19 protein-coding genes are annotated in these 20,140 nt (G+C 56.4%); 16 read left to right on the top strand and 3 right to left on the bottom strand.

What is annotated here, in order from left to right; genetic code table 11:
- Window positions 1-2: 2 nt before the first annotated feature.
- The gene (locus AAY24_RS07365) at window positions 3-392 is read left to right on the top strand and encodes a hypothetical protein (protein ID WP_046859136.1); all 390 of its coding nucleotides are present in this window, start codon (window positions 3-5) and stop codon (window positions 390-392) included.
- A 26-nt stretch (window positions 393-418) separates the two neighbouring features.
- A complete protein-coding gene (locus AAY24_RS07360) occupies window positions 419-1,477 on the top strand; it encodes an AI-2E family transporter (protein ID WP_046859135.1) in 1,059 nt (352 codons plus the stop codon).
- A gap of 28 nt (window positions 1,478-1,505) precedes the next feature.
- Here the strand turns inward: AAY24_RS07360 and AAY24_RS07355 are convergent, their stop codons facing one another.
- The 3 genes from AAY24_RS07355 to AAY24_RS07345 all read right to left on the bottom strand — a co-directional run bounded on the left by AAY24_RS07355 (window position 1,506) and on the right by AAY24_RS07345 (window position 5,007).
- Window positions 1,506-1,694, bottom strand: coding sequence for a YgaP family membrane protein (locus AAY24_RS07355; RefSeq protein WP_046859134.1), 189 nt, complete (start codon window positions 1,692-1,694; stop codon window positions 1,506-1,508).
- A gap of 295 nt (window positions 1,695-1,989) precedes the next feature.
- Complete coding sequence (locus AAY24_RS07350) at window positions 1,990-2,673, bottom strand: Crp/Fnr family transcriptional regulator (protein WP_052761123.1); 684 nt, start codon at window positions 2,671-2,673, stop codon at window positions 1,990-1,992.
- Window positions 2,674-2,688: 15 nt separating this feature from the next.
- Window positions 2,689-5,007, bottom strand: coding sequence for a response regulator (locus AAY24_RS07345; RefSeq protein ID WP_052761122.1), 2,319 nt, complete (start codon window positions 5,005-5,007; stop codon window positions 2,689-2,691).
- Between the two features lie 287 nt (window positions 5,008-5,294).
- Between AAY24_RS07345 and AAY24_RS07340 the strand changes: the two genes are divergently transcribed.
- From AAY24_RS07340 to AAY24_RS07275, 14 genes are all read left to right on the top strand, one after another.
- Window positions 5,295-8,117, top strand: coding sequence for a response regulator (locus AAY24_RS07340; protein ID WP_052761121.1), 2,823 nt, complete (start codon window positions 5,295-5,297; stop codon window positions 8,115-8,117).
- Between the two features lie 16 nt (window positions 8,118-8,133).
- The gene (locus tag AAY24_RS07335; RefSeq protein WP_199930523.1) at window positions 8,134-9,420 is read left to right on the top strand and encodes an MFS transporter; all 1,287 of its coding nucleotides are present in this window, start codon (window positions 8,134-8,136) and stop codon (window positions 9,418-9,420) included.
- A gap of 290 nt (window positions 9,421-9,710) precedes the next feature.
- Window positions 9,711-10,220, top strand: a complete 510-nt coding sequence (locus AAY24_RS07330) for a flagellar basal body-associated FliL family protein (RefSeq protein WP_046859132.1) — start codon at window positions 9,711-9,713, stop codon at window positions 10,218-10,220.
- A 4-nt stretch (window positions 10,221-10,224) separates the two neighbouring features.
- Entirely contained in the window at window positions 10,225-11,235 is a 1,011-nt protein-coding gene (gene fliM, locus AAY24_RS07325; protein WP_046859131.1) for a flagellar motor switch protein FliM, read from the top strand.
- A gap of 28 nt (window positions 11,236-11,263) precedes the next feature.
- Window positions 11,264-11,686 (top strand): flagellar motor switch protein FliN, encoded by a 423-nt coding sequence (gene fliN / locus AAY24_RS07320; RefSeq protein WP_046859130.1) that lies wholly within the window; start codon window positions 11,264-11,266, stop codon window positions 11,684-11,686.
- The gene (gene fliO, locus AAY24_RS07315) at window positions 11,683-12,108 is read left to right on the top strand and encodes a flagellar biosynthetic protein FliO (protein ID WP_046859129.1); all 426 of its coding nucleotides are present in this window, start codon (window positions 11,683-11,685) and stop codon (window positions 12,106-12,108) included. The genes fliN and fliO overlap by 4 nt, the downstream gene beginning before the upstream one ends.
- The gene (gene fliP, locus AAY24_RS07310; protein ID WP_046859128.1) at window positions 12,105-12,851 is read left to right on the top strand and encodes a flagellar type III secretion system pore protein FliP; all 747 of its coding nucleotides are present in this window, start codon (window positions 12,105-12,107) and stop codon (window positions 12,849-12,851) included. The genes fliO and fliP overlap by 4 nt, the downstream gene beginning before the upstream one ends.
- Window positions 12,852-12,863: 12 nt before the next feature.
- Window positions 12,864-13,133 (top strand): flagellar biosynthesis protein FliQ, encoded by a 270-nt coding sequence (gene fliQ, locus AAY24_RS07305; RefSeq protein ID WP_046859127.1) that lies wholly within the window; start codon window positions 12,864-12,866, stop codon window positions 13,131-13,133.
- 15 nt (window positions 13,134-13,148) lie between these two features.
- The gene (gene fliR, locus AAY24_RS07300; RefSeq protein WP_046859126.1) at window positions 13,149-13,928 is read left to right on the top strand and encodes a flagellar biosynthetic protein FliR; all 780 of its coding nucleotides are present in this window, start codon (window positions 13,149-13,151) and stop codon (window positions 13,926-13,928) included.
- A gap of 3 nt (window positions 13,929-13,931) precedes the next feature.
- Entirely contained in the window at window positions 13,932-15,068 is a 1,137-nt protein-coding gene (gene flhB / locus AAY24_RS07295; protein WP_046859125.1) for a flagellar biosynthesis protein FlhB, read from the top strand.
- Between the two features lie 16 nt (window positions 15,069-15,084).
- Entirely contained in the window at window positions 15,085-17,190 is a 2,106-nt protein-coding gene (flhA, locus tag AAY24_RS07290; protein WP_082117071.1) for a flagellar biosynthesis protein FlhA, read from the top strand.
- A gap of 88 nt (window positions 17,191-17,278) precedes the next feature.
- Window positions 17,279-18,526, top strand: a complete 1,248-nt coding sequence (flhF, locus tag AAY24_RS07285) for a flagellar biosynthesis protein FlhF (RefSeq protein WP_046859124.1) — start codon at window positions 17,279-17,281, stop codon at window positions 18,524-18,526.
- A gap of 34 nt (window positions 18,527-18,560) precedes the next feature.
- A complete protein-coding gene (locus AAY24_RS07280) occupies window positions 18,561-19,400 on the top strand; it encodes a MinD/ParA family protein (RefSeq protein WP_046859123.1) in 840 nt (279 codons plus the stop codon).
- The gene (locus AAY24_RS07275) at window positions 19,397-20,137 is read left to right on the top strand and encodes an RNA polymerase sigma factor FliA (protein ID WP_046859122.1); all 741 of its coding nucleotides are present in this window, start codon (window positions 19,397-19,399) and stop codon (window positions 20,135-20,137) included. Before AAY24_RS07280 ends, AAY24_RS07275 begins: the two co-directional genes overlap by 4 nt.
- The last annotated feature ends 3 nt before the right edge of the window (window positions 20,138-20,140 follow it).

The raw sequence follows: 20,140 nt of genomic DNA, 5'->3' as shown, positions 1-20,140 counted from the left end.
GTATGTTACTACCGACGCAGAACCTTTCTGATGAGAAACGAAAGCTGCTCAAACTCTATTCTGCCCTGAGCGAACAGGATAAACTAAGCCTGCTGGCATTTGCCGAGTTCTTGCTTCAGCGCTCCGTTCCGGACGCGGAAGAGAATAAACCGACACAGTTACCGGAGCCCAAGCCGATTCCCCGGCCTGAAGGGGAGAGTGTTGTGGGGGCAATCAAGAGACTGTCCGAGAGTTACCACATGTTGGAGAGGTCTGCGTTGTTGACCGAGACATCCTCACTGATGACTGCCCATGTGATGCATGGCCGCAGTGCGGCCGAAGTGATCGATGAGCTGGAGGCGCTGTTCAAGCGTCATTATGAGGAACTTGTCTCCACCTTGCGTGAACAATAACCAGAACCATTGACAGGCCTATCCGGATGCAATTTCTGACAGACTGGTTCAAACGTTACTTCTCCGATCCCGAGGTGGTTTTCCTAGCCCTGTTTCTGGTGGGCTGCTTTGCCATCATCATCACCATGGGGGAGATGTTGACCCCGGTGTTGGCCAGCGCGGTCATCGCCTATCTCCTGGAAGGTCTGGTTGGAAAGCTGCAACGAATGGGGTTACCCCGCCTCAGTGCAGTATTGCTGGTGTTTACCGTATTTCTGCTGTTCGTTACCCTGATTCTGTTTGTGCTGATGCCTGAATTGTCGCGGCAGGTGACGCAGCTGTTTCAACAGATTCCCGCAATGATTTCAGAAGGTCAGCGGTTATTGATGCTGTTGCCGGAGAAGTATCCGGAGATCATTTCCGCCGCTCAGGTACAGGAGATATTCACCGTATTGCGACGTGAGATTGCCACCTTTGGCCAGCAGGTGCTCTCCCTGTCTCTCTCGTCGGTGGTGGGAATTATCACGATCCTGGTCTACCTGATTCTGATGCCGCTGCTGGTGTTCTTCTTTCTCAAGGATAAACGGATCATACTCGATTGGGTGCTGGGTTTTTTGCCGCAGGACAGAAAGTTCGCTGACACTGTATGGCGGGACATGGATGAACAGATTGCCAACTATGTGCGGGGTAAGTTCTGGGAAATTATAATCGTTGGCTCGATCAGCTTTTTCACCTTTACCTTCATGGGTCTGCAGTACGCCATGCTGCTGGCCGTTCTGGTGGGGCTCTCCGTCATCATTCCCTATATCGGCGCTGCGGTGGTCACTTTCCCGGTGATTCTGATTGCCTGGTTCCAGTGGGGCTGGAGTAACGATTTTATCTGGTTGAGTGTCGCCTATTTTGTTATCCAGGCGTTGGATGGCAATGTGCTGGTGCCCCTGCTGTTTTCCGAAGTGGTTAATCTCCACCCGGTGGCGATCATCGTTGCAATACTGGTTTTTGGTGGGTTGTGGGGCTTCTGGGGGGTGTTTTTCGCGATACCGCTAGCGACCCTGGTGCAGGCGGTGATTCGGGCTTGGCCGCACAAGGTATTGCCCGCAAACTGACGGGCAATACCCGGCGCTGCTTGATCGATCAGTGTTTGGTTTTACAGGTGCTCAGGCCAAATGGCAGGTAAGCTGGGCACCAGCCGATCGCCGCAGTAAACAGCGGGATAATGCCGATTGCTCCCCACCAGTTCTGTGCCATCACACCCCAGGCAATCAAACCGATGCCAACCACTGTGCGCAGTCCTCTGTCTATGCCACCCATGTTCTTTTTCATCACAAGCTCCCATGTTGTTCAGTTAGGATTCAGGGGCGCGCGCCCCATGGACTATGGGCTAAAGGTACCCCTTTTTCTCCACTCTGTATGTGACTTAGTCACATAGCGGTTTCCGGTTATCCCGCTGACCCGGTCCGGATGGTGCCGTTTCTGTCCGAACAGTAGCTATCCAATAACCGGCAACCGGGTGCGGCAACTTATCGGGGGAGTGGATTCCGGTTCAATGTTTCCAGTATAGCGGCATGCTGGACAGGTGCGTGGAAAGAGTGGATGAATATGGCCATGCCAGACAAAGTTATCTCTCCAGCTGTTTCTGCTCCAGTCCCGGCAGGTCGAGAAGAGTGATAGAACCCCGTGTTACCCGGATCAGCCCTTCCTGTTCAAGTTCCTTGAGAATCCGGCTTACCACTTCCCGCGAGGTGCCGAGTTCCGAGGCGATCTCCTGATGGGTTACCTGCAGAGTGTGATTGGGTGGGAGCGTTCGGGTACAGAGATGGTGGGCGATGCGTTTGTCCATGCGTCTGAAAACCACCTCTTCGACCACGTTGATAATGTTGGACAGACGGGTGGCCACCAGGCTGAAGATGTAGTCCCGCCAGTTGCCTGACTCGGCCAGCCAGCGGCGTGCATCGCTGGCCGATATCAACGCGGCCTCCACATCGGTTTCGCAGATAGCAAATGCGGGAAAGGGCGTGTTGCTGAGAATGCAGGATGCGGTCAGAATGCAGCTCTCACCCGGACCCACCCGATAGAGCGTGATCTCCTTGCCGTTCTCCCCCAGTTTATAGACTCTCGCCGTACCGTTGAGCAGGATTGCCAGGTGGCTGCAGTCACTACCTTCCTGGCACACATGCTGCCCCTTGGGCAGGTTCGCTATGCTGGCCTTGGCAAAAAACTCCCGTTTGAACAGTTCGTCGCTCTGGTCGATAAAGCGGATTTTCTCCGACAGACTGGCTCTTCTGCTGTTCTCAATGGTCACCGGGCGCTCCAGAGGTTAAAGGGGGGCTGCGGACACTATTGGCACCCAGTCGGCAGAATCAAGCCAGGCTGGGGAGATCGAGCCGGGATCTGCGCCGGTGGGTAACATTATCTCTCCATTGCATGCCCGGATCTGGCTGATGATGTCATCGATCTTATCGGTCTTGAGGATGGGGCCCGCCAGTTGGACCAGGTCGGCGCCCAGGTAGTGCAGAACCTTTAGAGCTGTACTGTTTGCCCCGAACCGGGAGAGCGATACTTTGATACCCATCTCGTGGAGCTGGGTGAAATGTTCCTTGGCGGTTTTCAGATCTACGCTCAAGTCGGCGATGCGATACTCCAGCACCAGGCCAACACCGACCATCTGTCGGGCGCGCAACTGGTCCCTGATCCAGCCTGCGATAGCGCCCTGAAAAATCGATTCGGCGGATTGTTCCACAATTAACAGGTTGTTTCTGCCTTCGCTCCGCTTCTCTTCCAGTGTGGCCAGGGCACGCTCAATCAGCCACTGGCTTAACCGATATCCAAGTTGCTCCTGATCCCCCAGTGACATGATTTCGGCGCTACCCAGATACTTTCCGTCACTCAGCGGCAGTCGTGGTTTCAGCATGTAGGCGTTTGTTCCGGGCTGCTGATTGTGTTTCAGTGTTCTGAAAAGAAGCTGGAAGCTGCCTTTTTCAAGGGCCTGTCTGAACAGTTGGGGTAGCTGTATCGTCGCCGGTTCATGGCCGGGATGGTTGTCCGGTTCATCGTACAGCTTGACATACTGGTCGCTCCCCAGGATCGCTTGTGAAGCGGCTGATGCATTGGCGATCAGATCGGATGCGCTGGTCTGTTCCCTGCCGAAGATGGCAATACCGATGTGTGGCGTCAACTTTGCTTCGGTTTTCAATGCCAGCAGTTTGCGGGCAAGGTTTTCCGCCAGGCTGACAATATTCTTCTGGTGAGGGCGCAGGATCAGAATGGCAAAACTGTCATCATCAATGCGGCTGGCGATATCCTGCTCTTCCAGCAAACCGCTGATCAGATTGCCCAGGTTGGCAAGATAGCCATTATCTTTCTGCTCCGTTCCGTCCCCTTCGGTCTGTTCCAGCGAGATGTAGAGCACTCCACCAGTCGCCGCGCGCTCCTCTATGAGTGTGGTCATGCGATCCAGCTCTTCATAAAAGTGCCGACGATGGTAGAGCCCGGTGAGGCGGTCCCGACTGTTGGGATGAGGCTGACGTTTTTCCAGCATGCGTGCCCGTTGCACCCGGTTGGTAATGGTGTTGATCAGGTGGCGGGGGCGGATCGGTTTGCTGAGGAAGTCGTCACCGCCGACACTCAATGCCTGCAGCTGTTTGTCAGTATCCTGTTCGCCGGACAGGAACACGATCGGTGTGGTGACGAAGTCAGGATGCTCCCGGATAATGGTGGTCAGTTCAATGCCATTGGCATCCGGCATATAGAGATCCATCAGGATCAGGTCGGGGCGGAATTCATCCAGTGCTTCGATTACCTTCATCGACTCTGTGATTACCGCGGTTTTCATACCGCTCTTTCTCAGAATGGACGCGGCAAAATCGGCCTGGGACTGATCATCTTCCACCACCAGAATACGGTAACGGTCGTCTTTGGGGGAGGCCATCTCCATGATTCGGGCCGCCAGATCCTGGGTATTTACCGGCGTCACATAGTAACCATCCACACCGCTGCGCAGTGCAAGCAGGCGCTGTTCCAGATCTCTGGTCTGGCTGATGCAGATTATCCCCACCTGTTTCTTGTGATACTCCTGCTGAATTGCCAGTTCACGGTTAAGCATGCTGATTCGGACCAGGAAACTGTCATCAATGATCAGCACGTCCGGCAGACGACGCTGTATCTCCCCTTCAACATCGTCCGGTTGCAGGAAGCTCAATACCGTGCAACCCTGCTCCTCCAGCATGCCGACAAGACCGGGGGCCAGCTTGTCGCTGGACAACAACAGGTAAATCAGTCGACTGGCCGGTTTTTGCATGCCGGAGTTGTTACGTACCAGTTCCGATTCATGCTTGATCGCGGTGATGAGTGCGCTGACCGCCTGTTTCTGTTTGGGGGTGGGAACTGAATCGGCAGCCATGAAGCCACCCAGGGTGACTTCCAGGGAGTAGCTGTTCTCGCTTAACCTGGCCAAACCAAAGCGGCCACTGGTACCGGTCAGGCTCTGGACTTTCTGATGCAGTTTTTTCAGCTGAACCGGATCCCAGGTATCTTGGGATAATTCGATCCAGTCGCTGTCAACACTGTGAATTCGCTCGGGAAGATGTTGAATGAACGCTGCTTTAAGTTCCTGTTCTTTTTGTTGCTGTTCAGGCATGTATTCAGTTCCTTTCCATACGGTGTATGCTGACCAGGCTCCTGACAAGTGGTAACTCCCGATCTGGACAGGATTATCCCACTGACAGTCTGTGTAGGCCACCTAATCATATAGATGAAATATCCGAAATCGGGGCCCGCCATGTAAAATGGCGCCGTTAGATTAACAGATTGGTTGGCAGCCCGGGTTTTGCTTAACTCACCAGGGCTTCCGGCTGGTGGCCATGAGCAGGGATTACAGTGGGAGCGCAGGATGCCTGAGTCTGTCTTGAATGCCTGGATAAGAGCATGTCAGAAATAAAAGTAACACGCCAGTTGTTGATTGCCATGGAGCGGGCCAGGCTGTTTTATGCCGGTCTCGGTTTTGCCGGTGTTGCGACGTTGCTGTTATCCGGTCTGGTCTACAAGCTCGCTGCGGAGGTGGGTGGTACGCCGGTACGCCTTCTGACGGGCGGTCTGATACTGACCGCCCTCACTCAACTGGGTACCTGGTACGCCTGGTATCTACGTCAGCCGGATCTGTCAGCGCTCAAACCGTGGCTCTACTATCCGCTGCTCAGCACCTTGCCGGCGGGACTCTGCTGGGGTGCCATGACCGCCTACCTGTTGCCGTACCACCATTCGGAAGCCGGGTTGCTGATACTGTTGACTATTGGTGCCAGTGGACTGTTATCGATCCTGTTGCTATCCGCCCTCGACTTGATGGTGTTGCTCTTCTTCGCCTGTTTCCTGGCGGCCCTGCTGGGTGTGTTCAATCTGGATCAGCTCTGGCCGACCGGCAGTATAGTGACCGTATTGCTGGCATTTGTCCTGGGACTCGGGGTCGTTGCCACGGCGGTGTCCCAACTGTTTGGCATCATCGCCCGTTTGCGGGCAGGAAAACAGAATGTCACGGGAAAACTGGATCAGGTCCGCCTGCAGATGATGGGGCTGAACACCAAGCTCAATGATCAGGATGAACGTCGGCGTGACGTGGAGCAGAAACTCTACCTGGCCAAGGAAGCTGCTGAGACAGCCAATATGGTGAAGGGCGAATTTCTCGCTACCATGAGCCACGAAATTCGTACACCGCTGAACGGTATCGTGCCTTTGCTGGAAATACTGCGTGAGTCGGAGCTGGATCGGGAACAGCGCCAGTTCGTCACCACTGCGCTGAACTCTTCCTACCATTTGCTTAGCATTATTAACGATATCCTGGATTTTTCTAAAATCGAGGCGGGAAAGCTCGATCTTGAGTCCATTGAGATGAACCTGCAGGAGCTGGTCGAATCGGTGGTGACCATGATGGCCAAGAGCGCAGAGCGCCGGGGGCTGGATCTGAATTACCGAATAGATCCTGATCTACCCAGTACGGTAAGGGGCGATCCGATCCGGTTGCGCCAGGTGTTGACCAACCTGGTCAGCAACGCCATCAAGTTTACCTCCAAAGGCGGTGTCATGGTTGATGTGGCGTGCCGGGGGCGCAGCAAAAAAAACGTCGAGGTGGTGTTTGCGGTGAAGGATACCGGAGACGGTATCAGTGAAGAGACCCAGGCCCGCCTGTTCCGGGCCTTTAACCAGGCCGACGCCTCCACCACCCGTAAACATGGTGGGACCGGGCTGGGTCTGGTGATCTCACGGCGCCTGGTGGAGTTGATGGATGGCAAGATCGGCGTCCGGTCGGAAGTGGGGAAGGGGTCGGTCTTCTGGTTTTTAGTGCCGATGCGCAAGTCCCTGCGGGATATCCCGGCTGACAGGCGCTCCCTGCAGGGGGTGCGGGTGCTGGTGCTGGATGATGATGACCGGCATGCGGAGAGTCTGGAGCAGTTTCTGGATGATTGGGGTGTTCTGCATCAGCGGACCAGCAGTACTATGGATGCGTTGTCCAACCTGATATCAACCGCTAATCTGGGCGAAAGCTGGGCCTATGAGTTATTGATTCTGGATAGCAAGACCCTGAGCGGCAGGCTGTCGGGCTTTCTGCGTCAGATCAATGATGAGCCGACTCTGGGCGGGCTGAAGCTGCTGGTGATAGGCGATGTGGCTCGCTCGGCTGACAAACTGGGTGTGGATGCCACTCTTTCCCGGCCAGCAAAAAAGAGTGAGCTGTACCGTACGCTGTGCCGTCTGATGGATGTGCAGGATGAGCAGTCGTCGGGGGCAAGATCATCCACGGAACAGCTCACCAATCAATTCCTCTATGCGGACTCCCAGGATAGCTCCTGGGCCGAGACAGTACCGCTGGACAACTTCGGTAGGGTCGAAGCGGATTCCGCCAGTGACGTGCAACTGATGGGGCATGTGCTGCTGGTGGAGGACAATCTGGTAAACCTTAACGTGGCAAAGAAGATCTTGCTCCGGCTGGGTCTGGAGTGTGATGTGGCCCAGGACGGCCTGGCGGCCCTTACTGCGATCAATCACCATCAGTATGATCTGGTGCTGATGGATTGCCAGATGCCCCGGATGGATGGGTATGAGGCGACCCGGGCAATCCGTTTGCGGGAAGCCACCAAGGGGCTGGCCCGTCTGCCGGTTATCGCCATGACCGCTAACGCCATGGAGGGGGATCGGCAAAAGTGTCTGGATGCCGGGATGGATGACTATCTGTCCAAACCGGTGATGCCCGCCACCCTGCGACTGATGCTCTGTCAATGGCTGCCGCGCAACGAATTTGATGCCCCGGAAGCAACCGCCGACAATATCAGACCGATGGGGGACACCACCCGTTATGCGGTGCCGGACGAGGAGCCGGAAGGCTCACCAGGACAGCCACGGGATATTGATCGCAGCGTGCTCGATGAGTTGCATGAGATCATGGAGGATGACCTGGTAACCCTGCTGTTGAGTTTTCTGGATACGGCCCCGGGACTGATCCGCGAGATCGAGGCGGGAATTCTGGACCGGGACCTTGAACAGGTGATTCTGCCGGCCCACTCGTTGAAATCGAGCAGTGCCAACGTGGGGGCATTGAAGCTTTCCGATATTGCCCGTCAGATTGAACAGGCAGCCCGGCAGGATGATCTGACCAGGGTCTCCAGTGCATATAAGGGTCTGAATCAATCTTTCGATGCGGCGGACAGGATTTTACGCAAGGTGTGTGAACAGGGACTGGATGAGTTGAGCTTTGACTGATGGGGCAATGTTGAGCATGGACAGCAAAAATCACTGGAGAAGTCGCCAGGTACTCTCCTGGGCGCTCTATGACTGGGCCAACTCGGCTTTTGCCACCACCGTTATGGCGGGCTTTTTTCCCCTGTTTTTCAAACAGTATTGGGCCGCTGATCTGGATACCGGCAACAGCACCTTTTTACTGGGTAGTTTCAATGCCTTTGCCAGTCTGGTGGTGGTGCTGTTGGCGCCGTTGCTGGGCGCCATCGCGGACCGGGGCAATGCCCGGAAACGGTTTCTACGCTACTTTGCCATGATGGGCGTGGTAATGACCGGGGCGCTCTATCTGGTGGCGGCAGGGGGCTGGATGATGGCCCTGATGCTCTATGCCATGGCGGTGATCGGATTTTCCTGCAGCAATATTTTCTATGACGCGCTGTTGCCGGAAGTGGCCCGGGAATCGGAACTGGACCTGGTCTCCTCGATCGGTTTCGGGCTGGGCTATCTGGGGGGTGGCATCCTGTTTGCTTTTAATGTCTGGATGACACTCGATCCGGCCTTCTTCGGCCTGGCCGATGCGGCGGAAGCGGTGAAGAGTTCATTCCTGATGGTGGCGATTTGGTGGGCCCTGTTTACCATCCCGGTGCTGTTGTTTGTGCCCGAGTCGCCAGCCACCGGTGGTTCCGGGTGGCTGGAAAGCGTCAGGGCCGGGGTCGGACAACTGCGTGCCACCTTCTCAAAGCTGAAGTTGCTGCGTCAGACCGGTCTGTTCCTGGCAGCCTACTGGCTCTATATCGATGGGGTCGACACTATTATCCGGATGGCGGTGGACTATGGACTGTCACTTGGTTTTGACTCTAATGGACTTATTGTGGCGCTGTTGATTACCCAGTTTGTCGGATTTCCCGCGGCCATACTGTTTGGCAAACTGGGGGAGCGTTTCGGCCCCCGTCAGGGTATTTTTGTGGCGATCGGAATCTATCTGGTGATTATCCTCTGGGCCTACCAGATGGACCAGGTTTGGGAGTTTTACCTGCTCGCGGTAGCGGTTGGCCTGGTGCAGGGGGGGATCCAGGCGCTGAGTCGGTCGTTCTATGTGCGGCTGATCCCCAGAGACAAGCCGGCAGAGTTTTTTGGTTTCTATAACATGCTGGGGAAGTTTGCCGCGGTCCTGGGGCCCTTGATGATGGGTATGGTGAGTCTGTTGACCGGAAGCCCCCGGCTATCCATGCTCTCTGTGGCCGTGCTGTTTGTGGCAGGGGCCCTGTTGCTGAAGCAGGTCGATGAGGTGGCCGGACGTGCCCAGGCCCGTTTGCTGGAAGAGTAAGTGATGTGATTCCCCCGCTGCCTTTCAGCGGCATGAGCCAGGGCCGTGGTCTTTGCCCGGATAGTTCCTGTTCGGGATTGCGAAATGCCGGGATGGTCGGGTCTGCCGACTATCCCCGTGGCGGCTTGATCCCGCCATTTTTTTGCCTTTTGACCATACCGTCATCTGTCAATTCTTTGTCAGTCGAAAGAAAAAATCTATAACTATATGAAAAATAACATGATTATATTTGATTTTTGAGTGGTATAGGTATTGCATAGTTAAGTCTGGTTTTTAGAGAGGAATCGTTTGTGGCAAAACAACAGGATGAAGATCTCGATCTTGGCGCAGAACACGTCGGTCTTTCGAAAAAGAAGTTGATCCTTATTATATTGGGTGCGGTTCTGCTGATGGCTATCGGACTGGTTCTTGGCTGGTATCTCACCGGTGGGAGTGGCGCAGCGAATGAGGATGAGGCGGAAGAGGTGGTTGAGGAGCAGTTACCGGCCATTTATCACCCGCTTGCCCCGGTATTTGTGGTCAACCTGCCACCCGGTGGAAAGGCCAAAATGCTCCAGGTGGGGGTACAGGTGATGGCGCGTGATCCGGCTCTGATCCAGTTCCTTAAATACAATGATCCGATGATTCGACACAACCTGTTGTCCCTGTTCGGCAACCAGCAGGATAGTGGTTTGCGCGATCGGGCAGGCAAGGAGAAACTCCAGACGGAGGTTCTCAATACAATTAACCGGATTCTCAAGGAGTATGACGGAGGGGGAGAAGTCGAAGCCGTCTACTTTACCTCTTTTGTGATGCAATAAAATCATGGGCGCCAGTGACCTGCTTTCACAAGACGAAATCGACGCGCTGCTGCATGGCGTCGATGACGGTGATATCGATACCCAAGCTGATGAACAGTTTGATGGCGAGGCCCGTCCTTACGACTTCGCCAGCCAGGACAGGATAGTTCGTGGGCGGCTGCCCACCCTGGAGATGGTGAACGAGCGTTTCGCCCGTTATTTCCGCACCAGCCTGTTCAACATGTTACGTCGCTCGGCGGACATCTCGGTGTCGGGTGTACAGATGCTCAAATTCTCCGAGTTTGTGCACAGTCTGTTTGTCCCGACCAGCCTTAACCTGGTGAAGGTTGCCCCCCTGAAAGGGAAGGGGCTCTGTGTACTGGATCCGAAGCTGGTCTTCAGTGTGGTGGACAACTTCTTCGGCGGCACCGGGCGTTTCCACACCAAGATCGAAGGGCGTGATTTCACTCCCACCGAGCTCCGTGTGGTCCAGATGCTGCTGAATCTCGCGTTTAACGATCTGCACGAAGCCTGGAAGCCGGTATTGCCGTTGAAATTTGAGTGTGTCGGCTCCGAGGTTAATCCCCAGTTCGCCAATATTGTGAGTCCCTCGGAAGTGGTGGTGGTGACCTCGTTTCATGTCGATCTGGAAGCGGGCGGCGGCGATATGCATATCTGCATGCCTTACTCCATGATTGAGCCGATTCGCGATCTTCTGGATGCCGGTGTGCAGTCGGATCGGGGCGATAAGGATGAGCGCTGGGTGATCGCCCTGAAGGACGAGATCATGGACGTTTCAGTGGAACTCTCCACGATTTTTTGTGAAACCACTTTGAGTATGCGGGAGCTGGCTGAGCTGCAAAAGGGCGATGTGATACCGATGGATATCCCCCAGGTGGTGGAAGTGATGGCAGCGGATGTGCCGATATTTTCCGGACGTGTAGGCGTATCGGATGGGCATTATGCGATCAAGATCGAAAAGTGGATCGATCCCCCAAAGCACATAGGGTTACAGGATCTGCTGAACGAATCCTGAGCAACGCTTTTCAACTAGGACAAATATCATGAGCGACGTGGAAAAAGACCCGAATGAAGCACTGGCCGATGAGTGGGCTGCTGCACTGGAGGAGCAGGACGATGTGGTTGCCACTCCCAATGACATGGCGGCCGATGCGGCGCAGTTCCAGGAGCTGACAGCAGAGTCCAAGAACGGCAGTGGGGGTGAGGTGCAGCTGGATGCCATTCTGGATGTGCCGGTCACCATCTCCATGGAGATCGGACGTACCCAGATTTCCATCCGCAACCTGTTGCAGTTGAATCAGGGCTCGGTTGTAGAGCTGGACCGCCTCGCCGGTGAGCCGATGGATGTATTGGTCAACGGCACCCTGATCGCCAAGGGAGAAGTGGTGGTAGTCAATGAAAAGTTTGGTATCCGACTCACCGACATCATCAGCCCTGCCGACCGGGTGCGGAGACTCGGTAGATGAAATGGCTGTTGCCTCTGGTCGGCCTGAACGGCGCCTGGATCTGGATACCCCTGGCGCAGGCCGCTGCGGAAAAGCCATCACCTGCCACACTGTCACCATCACCTTTGAGCGGCGGCATGTTACTGCAGACCGCGGGCGGGTTGTTGCTGATCCTGGGACTGATCTTCGCCATAGGCTGGCTGCTGCGCCGGTTCGGTCGGCTGCCGATGGCGTCCAAGGGTGATATCACGATTCTGAGCGGAGTCTCTCTCGGTCCCCGGGAGCGGGCTGTGCTGTTGCGCGTGGGGGATACCCGTCTGCTGGTTGGTGTTGCACCGGGCCGGATACAGACGCTCCATGTGCTGGATAAAACCGAAGGGCAGGAAGCGGATACGGCTTTCTCCGGTCAGCTGAAAACTGAAATCGCGGAGCAGGAGAAATGATGGCCCCGGCACGGCTGTTACTGCTATTGCTGCTGACCCTGGTGCCGGTTGCCGCGAGCGCGGCGCCGGGCCTTGATGCATTGACGGCAACCCCCACCGCAGACGGTGGGCAGACCTACAGTCTGAGTATACAGATACTGTTCCTGATGACGGCCCTGACGCTGTTGCCGGGGGCGTTGCTGATGATGACCTCCTTTGCCCGCATTGTGATTGTGCTGGCGATCCTGCGCCAGGCGCTGGGCACCCAGAGTACCCCGTCCAACCAGATCATGATCGGTCTGGCGCTTTTTCTGACCCTCTTCATCATGATGCCGGTTTTTCAGCAGGTCTATGATCAGGGCGTACAGCCCTACCTGGAGGAGCAGCTTACCGCTACCGAGGCGCTGCAGCGTGCAGCGGTGCCGATGCGTAGCTTCATGTTGGCCCAGACCCGTGAGAGTGATCTGGAACTGTTTGCCCGAATCGGCAACTATGCCGATTTTGAGTCCCCGGATGCGGTGCCGTTCACGGTGTTGTTGCCGGCCTTCGCAACCTCTGAACTGAAGACCGGTTTTCAGATCGGTTTTCTGATTTTTATTCCGTTCCTGATTATCGACCTGGTGGTGGCGAGTGTACTCATGTCGATGGGTATGATGATGTTGTCGCCACTGATTATTTCACTGCCGTTCAAGATCATGCTGTTTGTACTCATCGATGGCTGGGCGCTGTTGTTCGGCACCCTGGCATCCAGTTTCCAGGTCTGATGGGGGGATAGGATGACACCAGACAGCGTACTCGATATCGGCCAGCGGGCGTTGGAAGTGACAGTCGCCCTGGGTGCGGTGCTGCTGATTCCGGCCCTGGCCGTCGGCCTGCTGGTGGCCATGTTCCAGGCGGCCACCCAGATCAACGAGATGACCCTGAGTTTTATCCCGAAACTGATCATCGTGGTGGTGGTGCTGATGATGGCGGGGCCCTGGATGCTGCAGGTTATTATCAATTTCACCGTAACCCTCTTTGAGGGTATACCGGATTTTATCGGTTGACCCCGGGGTGGACTGATGATCTTTACCGATACCCAATTGCAAAGCTGGCTGGCCGCATTCTTCTGGCCGTTTGTACGTATCGGTGCATTGATCCTGTCTGCGCCCATTCTCAGTTCGCGCCAGACACCAATAATATTCCGGCTGGCTTTCGTGCTGGTGCTGACCTGGGTGCTGGTGCCGGTGATTCCCGCCTCCCCGGTGGTGGACCCCTTCAGTGGGGAGGCATTCATCATCCTGCTGCAACAGATCCTGATTGGTGTGGCGATGGGCTTTATTCTGCAGATGGTGTTCGCCGCCCTGATTTTTGGTGGGCAGGTGATCGCCTACAGCATGGGGCTGGGGTTCGCTTCCATGGTGGATCCGCAGAACGGTGTGCAGGTACCGGTGGTCTCCCAGTTCTATCTGATATTGGCCACCCTGCTGTTCCTGGTCCTGAACGGCCACCTGGTGCTGATCGAAATACTGGCACAAAGTTTCCACACTTTTCCGGTGGCGGTCAGCGGGCTCAGTCAGAACGGCTTCTCCGAAATCGTCGGCTGGGCCAGCCGGATGTTCAACGCCGGACTGTTGATGTCACTGCCGGTGGTAGCGGCCCTGTTGCTGGTCAATCTCGGGATGGGCGTGATTGGTCGGGCAGCGCCGCAGCTGAATATCTTTGCGGTGGGATTTCCGATCTCCATTCTGATCGGTTTCGTACTTATCTGGATTACCCTGCCGGATGTCATGGGTAACTTCACCGAGTTACTGGAAGAGGCTCTGGGCCTGATCCAGCGGCTGCTGCTGATTGCGGGGTGATGCATGGCAGAGAATGAAGATGGCCAGGAGAAAACAGAAGAGCCGACAGCGAAACGCCTGGATGATGCCAAAAAGAAGGGGCAGATAGCCCGTTCAAAAGAGCTGAACACCATGGCTATCACCCTGATCGGTGGTATGGCTCTGGTTGCAATGAGCGGCATGATGGGGGAGGGGCTCTCCCAAATCATGAGCAGTAATCTGAGCATACCCCGGGTTGATATGTTTGAGCCGATGGCGATGCTGCGTCGGTTGGCAGCCAGTATGCAGGATGCCCTGCTCATGCTGGCGCCGTTCTTCGTGGTGGTGGTAGTGGTGGCGGTACTCAGTTCCATCGCCCTGGGGGGGATGGCATTCAGTGCCCAGGCGCTGGCGCCGAAACTGAGCAAGATGAATCCGTTGAAAGGACTGAAACGGCTCTTCTCGCTCAAGGGTTTGATAGAGCTGGCCAAGGCGATGGCCAAGTTTTTTCTGGTGGGTGGCGCCACCGCGTTGGTGCTGTGGCTTACCCTGGACTCCTTCATTCAGCTTAGCGGTATGGACCTGGGTTCGGCGATGAGCGAGCTGGTCAATCTGATCGGTTGGGCGTTTGTGCTGATCTCCTCAACCCTGATTCTGGTGGCTGCTGTCGATATACCGTTCCAGATCTGGGATCACAAACGGCAGATGAAAATGACCCGCCAGGAAGTTCGGGAAGAGATGAAGGAGACCGAGGGTCGGCCCGAGGTTCGGGGGCGTATCCGGCAGCTGCAACGTGAGATGGCGACCCGGCGCATGATGGAGGAGGTGCCGAAAGCCGATGTGATTGTCACCAACCCCACCCACTATGCGGTGGCCCTGCGCTATAACCAGGCGCGTATGAACGCACCGGTGGTGGTGGCCAAGGGGACCGAACTGGTGGCTGCCAATATTCGCCGGGTGGGCGCCGAAAACGAGGTGCCGGTTATCGAATCACCTTCGTTGGCCCGTGCCATCTACTTCCATACCGAACTGGGGGAACCGATACCGGCGGGTCTCTATCTGGCGGTGGCCAAGCTGCTGGCCTACGTGTTTCAGCTCAGGGCCTATACACCTGGGCAGGGTCGCAAACCGGTGATGCCCGATGAGCTGCAGATTCCGGATGAACTGAAGGTGCCTGAGTGATTTACCTGGAGTTGGGATGATGGATGCAACAGCAATCCTGAATAATGTAAAAGCGTCTGGTCTGCGTGGTCTTGGCGCACCCATGGTGCTGGTGATGCTGTTGGTGATGGTGGTGATTCCCCTGCCACCACTGGCCCTGGATATCTTTTTTACCTTCAATATCGCCCTGTCGCTGATTGTGGTGATGGTGGTGGTCTACACCATGCGGCCACTAGAGTTCAGTGTGTTCCCCAGTCTGCTGCTGGTGGCCACGCTGCTGCGCCTCTCCCTGAATGTGGCCTCCACCCGGGTGGTGTTACTGGAAGGGCATCAGGGTGGTGATGCGGCCGGCAAGGTGATCGAGGCGTTTGGCGCCTTTGTTATCGGTGGCAACTATGCGGTCGGCCTGGTGGTGTTTGCCATTCTGGTGATTATCAATTTTGTGGTGGTGACCAAGGGTGCGGGACGGGTATCCGAGGTGAGCGCCCGGTTCACCCTGGACGCCATGCCGGGTAAGCAGATGGCGATCGATGCCGATCTCAATGCAGGACTCATCGATCAGGATGAGGCCAGAGTGCGGCGCGATGAGGTGGCCCAGGAGGCCGATTTTTACGGCGCGATGGATGGTGCCAGCAAGTTTGTCCGGGGTGACGCGGTAGCGGGTATTCTGATCCTGTTCATCAACATTATCGGTGGTCTTGCAATCGGTATGCTGCAGCATGACCTGGATCTCTCAACTGCGCTGCGGTTTTATGCCCTGCTGACCATTGGCGATGGTCTGGTGGCGCAGATTCCCTCCCTGCTGCTCTCCACCTCCGCAGCCATTATTGTCACCCGGGTGGCCTCCTCCAAGCAGGATATGGGAGGGCAGATTGTCACCCAGCTGTTCACCAATCCGAAGGCACTGATAATCACCGCCGTAGTACTGGGCATGATGGGCATTATCCCCGGCATGCCCAATTTTGCCTTCCTTACCCTAGCGGCCCTGGCCGGTGGCGGTGCCTGGTGGATCATGCAAAAACAGCAGCGTGCCCAGGTGGTGCCGGATGTGGAGCCCATGCCAGAGCCTGCACAGGCACCGGAACAGAAGGAGCTGACCTGGGATGATGTACAACCGGTGGATATTATCGGCCTGGAGGTGGGGTATCGTCTGATCCCCCTGGTGGACAAGAACCAGGGTGGTCAGTTGATGAACCGGATCAAGGGGGTGCGTAAGAAGCTCTCCCAGGAGTTGGGCTTCCTGGTGCAGCCGGTACATATACGGGACAATCTGGATCTCAGCCCTGGCGGCTATCGGATCTCCCTCAATGGCGTGGTGATCGGTGAGGCGGAGATCTACCCGGATCGGGAGCTGGCCATCAATCCTGGCCGGGTGTTTGGTACCTTGCAGGGCGTGGCTACGACTGATCCGGCGTTTGGTCTGGAGGCGGTCTGGATCGATGCCGGACAGCGGGACCAGGCGCAGACGCTGGGCTATACGGTGGTGGATGCCAGTACCGTGGTGGCCACCCACCTGAGCGAGATACTGCAATCCCATGCCCATGAGCTGATTGGCCATGAGGAGGTGCAGCAGTTGATGGAAGTGCTCGCCAAAAGCGCCCCCAAACTGGTGGAGGATCTGGTGCCCACCGTCTTAAGCCTGGGGCAGATATTAAAGATTCTGCAGAACCTGCTTTCGGAGGGTGTGCCCATTCGGGATATCCGCACGATTGCCGAAACATTGGCGGAGTATGCTCCCCAGAGTCAAGACCTCGGCGCTTTGACGGCCCGGGCCCGGGTTGCGCTTTCCCGTTCGATTGTTCAGCAACTTGTTGGTCCTGTTGAAGAAATCCCTGTTGTGGTGCTCGATCCTGGATTGGAACAGATATTGCAGCAAACTATTCAGCCTGCCCAGGATGGGGGTGTCGGGTTTGAACCCGGCCTGGCGGAACAGCTGCAGAAAGCGTTGGTTGAAACCGCTCAGCAGCAAGAGACAGCAGGACAGGAGAGTATTCTTTTGGTCGCAGCGCCGATTCGCATGTGGATGGCGCGATTTGTTAAACACAGCGTACCGGGAATGAGTGTGCTCTCCTACAACGAGATACCGGACAACCGCAAAATCAAGGTGGTTGCCACGGTGGGCAGGCCAAGTGCAGAAACATAAGGCAGCCACCGCTACACGATCGGACACCTCGGCATGGTGACTTAAACAGGCCGTTTGATCGGATAGCTGGCTGCGGGGAAAGTCAGGTATGAAGATTAAACGCATTTTCGCGCCGGATATCAGGCAGGCTCTACGACAGGTTCGTGAGACACTGGGCTCCGACGCCGTGATTCTGTCGAACAAGAAAGTTGATGGCGGCGTCGAGTTGATGGCGGCCATTGATTATGATGCCGCCGCTTTTGCAGACGAGCCGCCGCCCCCTGCCCAATCCGTATCCCACAAGGTTCGGCCCCTGCACCAGGAGGAGAGACCTGTCGCCCCGACCCGGGAGCGAGATTCTAAAGTAGCCTCTGTGACCGAACTGAAAGAGCAGGTGGTTCCCAAAGTGGAGTGGAGCCAGGATCCGGTGCTGGTGGAGATGCGTCAGGAGATGAAGGCGCTGCGTCGCATGATGGAAAACGAACTGTCCGGGCTGAGCTGGCGGGAGATGGCGGATCACAAGCCGGAGAACCGGGACCTGTTCAGGAAGTTGATGGAATTGTCCATCACGCCGGATATCTGCTGTGAACTGGTGGAGCTTGTTAGCGATGCCACCAATGCGGACCAGGCGTGGCGAAAGGCGCTTTACCATCTGGCGGCAAAAATGGAGACAGTGGGCGATGATCTGCTGGAGCAGGGTGGCGTATTCGCCCTGATCGGACCCACCGGGGTAGGCAAGACCACCACGGTGGCAAAGCTGGCGGCCCGTTTCGCCCTGCGCCACGGCACCCATCAGATCGCACTGATCTCGACCGATAACTACCGTATCGGTGCCCAGGAGCAGTTGAACACCTACGCCAGAATACTGGACGTGCCGGTGCGCACGGCGAGTACCCGGGAGGAACTGGCTGTTGCATTGAACGGCCTGACCGGCAAGCGACTGGTCCTGATCGATACCGCCGGAATGAGTCAGCGGGATGTCAGGCTCAGTGAACAGCTCTCCATGCTGGATGTGGCCGGACAGGGTGTGCGCAGTTTTCTCACCCTCTCTGCGGCCACCGACTACTCATCTCTGATCCAGACGATCGGCGCCTTTGGCACTGCCAGGCCGGAGGCCTGTATTCTCACTAAGGTGGATGAGACCGGCTCACTGGGCGGGGCGCTGTCCGCGTTGATCCATAAGGCGTTACCGCTGGCATTTGTCGCCGATGGCCAGAAGGTGCCGGAAGATCTGCACCTGGCCCGTTCACACACACTGGTCAGCAAGGCGGTCGCCTGTAGTACCGGAGAAGGTGGGTATTCCGATGAATACCTGGCACTGGCCCTCGGAGGTGCGAGAGCAAATGCTCATGGCTGACGCAATTACAGATCAAGCAGCAGGATTAAGACGCATGGTACAACCCAGACCTGTACGAGTGATCGCCGTTACCGGAGGTAAGGGCGGCGTTGGAAAGACCAACATATCGGTCAATCTGGCCGTTTCAATGGCTGAAATGGGGCGTCGCGTGATGCTGCTGGATGCCGACCTCGGTTTGGCCAACATCGACGTGGTGCTCGGCTTACATCCCCAGTATGACCTGTCCCACGTATTGAGCGGTGAGCGCACCCTGGAAGAGGTGGTTCTGCAGGGGCCTGCGGGTATTCGGGTTGTGCCGGGTGCCTCGGGTGTTCAGCAGATGGCTGAGCTGAGCGCGGCGGAACACGCCGGATTGATCAGGGCCTTCAGTGATGTCGGCAATGATCTGGATGTACTGATTATCGACACCGCAGCCGGTATCTCGGATACGGTGGTGAGCTTCAGCCGGGCGGCACAGGAGGTTATCGTTGTGGTGTGTGACGAACCGGCGTCGATTACCGATGCCTACGCCATGATCAAGCTGTTGAATCGGGAGTATGGTCTGGACCGTTTCCGAATCCTGGCCAACATGACCCGCAGTGCTGAAGAGGGGCGCAACCTGTATAACAAGATGTGCCGGGTTACGGACCAGTACCTGGATGTTATGCTCACCTACATGGGCAGTATTCCGTATGACGAAAATCTCAGAAAGGCCGTGAAATCACAAAAACCGGTGGTTCAGGCCAATCCGCGTAGCCATATAGCAAAAATATTCAAGAATCTGGCGCAGAAGGCCGATAACTGGCCTGTACCGGATGGCGCTGGTGGTCATCTGCAGTTCTTCGTGGAGCGGCTGATCCAGTACAGCAGCCAGAATCAGGAGATGAGCCGGTGAGCGGGCTTGCTAGCTATACGGCCATCCAGGAGATGGATGCGGATACGCTGGTGGATCGACATGCGCCGCTGGTCAAACGGATTGCCTACCACCTGATGAACCGATTGCCGCCCAATGTGCAGGCGGATGATCTGATTCAGGCGGGAATGATCGGCCTGCTTGAAGCGAGCAGGAATTATGATCCCAGCCAGGGAGCGAGTTTCGAAACCTATGCCGGGATCCGAATCCGGGGCTCCATGCTGGACGAGATCCGGCGTAGCGACTGGACTCCCCGTTCCGTGCACCGAAAGGCGCGTATGGTGGCAGACGCCATGCGGGCCATCGAAAATGAACAGGGCCGCGACGCACGGGATGTGGAGGTAGCTGAAGTGCTGGATATGGATCTGGTCCAGTACCATCGGATCCTGCAGGATGCCGCCGGTTGCAGAATCTTCAGTATTGAAGAGTTGCAGGCAGTTGGCGAGCTTCCGTTTGATGGCGACAACACTGAGTCGGCCGGTCTGTTCGAGGGGATGCAGCGGGATGCATTCAAACAGGCCCTGGCAGAGGCGATTGCCGGTCTGCCGGAACGAGAGAGATTGGTGATTGCACTCTATTACGATGAAGAGATGAACCTGCGGGAGATTGGACAGGTTCTGGGGGTCAGTGAATCGAGAGTGTGCCAGATTCACAGCCAGGCAACACTGCGGTTACGTGCCCGTCTAGCAGATTGGTTGTCCGATGCAGACAAACTCTGATCG

Origin of the sequence: Sedimenticola thiotaurini (assembly GCF_001007875.1) — a bacterium.
Lineage (GTDB): Bacteria > Pseudomonadota > Gammaproteobacteria > Chromatiales > Chromatiaceae > Sedimenticola > Sedimenticola thiotaurini.
The sequence above is the reverse complement of the archived record's forward strand: the minus strand, read 5'-3'. Positions and strand labels throughout refer to the sequence as shown.

Excerpts from the sequence above, each read along its gene's own strand:
- flhF (WP_046859124.1), top strand. The coding sequence starts at position 17,279 with ATGAAGATTAAACGCATTTTCGCGCCGGATATCAGGCAGGCTCTACGA.
- AAY24_RS07355 (WP_046859134.1), bottom strand. The coding sequence starts at position 1,694 with ATGAAAAAGAACATGGGTGGCATAGACAGAGGACTGCGCACAGTGGTT.
- AAY24_RS07340 (WP_052761121.1), top strand. The coding sequence starts at position 5,295 with ATGTCAGAAATAAAAGTAACACGCCAGTTGTTGATTGCCATGGAGCGG.
- AAY24_RS07335 (WP_199930523.1), top strand. The coding sequence starts at position 8,134 with ATGGACAGCAAAAATCACTGGAGAAGTCGCCAGGTACTCTCCTGGGCG.
- fliM (WP_046859131.1), top strand. The coding sequence starts at position 10,225 with ATGGGCGCCAGTGACCTGCTTTCACAAGACGAAATCGACGCGCTGCTG.
- AAY24_RS07365 (WP_046859136.1), top strand. The coding sequence starts at position 3 with ATGTTACTACCGACGCAGAACCTTTCTGATGAGAAACGAAAGCTGCTC.
- AAY24_RS07345 (WP_052761122.1), bottom strand. The coding sequence starts at position 5,007 with ATGCCTGAACAGCAACAAAAAGAACAGGAACTTAAAGCAGCGTTCATT.
- fliR (WP_046859126.1), top strand. The coding sequence starts at position 13,149 with ATGATCTTTACCGATACCCAATTGCAAAGCTGGCTGGCCGCATTCTTC.
- flhB (WP_046859125.1), top strand. The coding sequence starts at position 13,932 with ATGGCAGAGAATGAAGATGGCCAGGAGAAAACAGAAGAGCCGACAGCG.
- flhA (WP_082117071.1), top strand. The coding sequence starts at position 15,085 with ATGATGGATGCAACAGCAATCCTGAATAATGTAAAAGCGTCTGGTCTG.
- AAY24_RS07360 (WP_046859135.1), top strand. The coding sequence starts at position 419 with ATGCAATTTCTGACAGACTGGTTCAAACGTTACTTCTCCGATCCCGAG.
- fliO (WP_046859129.1), top strand. The coding sequence starts at position 11,683 with ATGAAATGGCTGTTGCCTCTGGTCGGCCTGAACGGCGCCTGGATCTGG.
- fliQ (WP_046859127.1), top strand. The coding sequence starts at position 12,864 with ATGACACCAGACAGCGTACTCGATATCGGCCAGCGGGCGTTGGAAGTG.
- fliN (WP_046859130.1), top strand. The coding sequence starts at position 11,264 with ATGAGCGACGTGGAAAAAGACCCGAATGAAGCACTGGCCGATGAGTGG.
- fliP (WP_046859128.1), top strand. The coding sequence starts at position 12,105 with ATGATGGCCCCGGCACGGCTGTTACTGCTATTGCTGCTGACCCTGGTG.
- AAY24_RS07280 (WP_046859123.1), top strand. The coding sequence starts at position 18,561 with ATGGTACAACCCAGACCTGTACGAGTGATCGCCGTTACCGGAGGTAAG.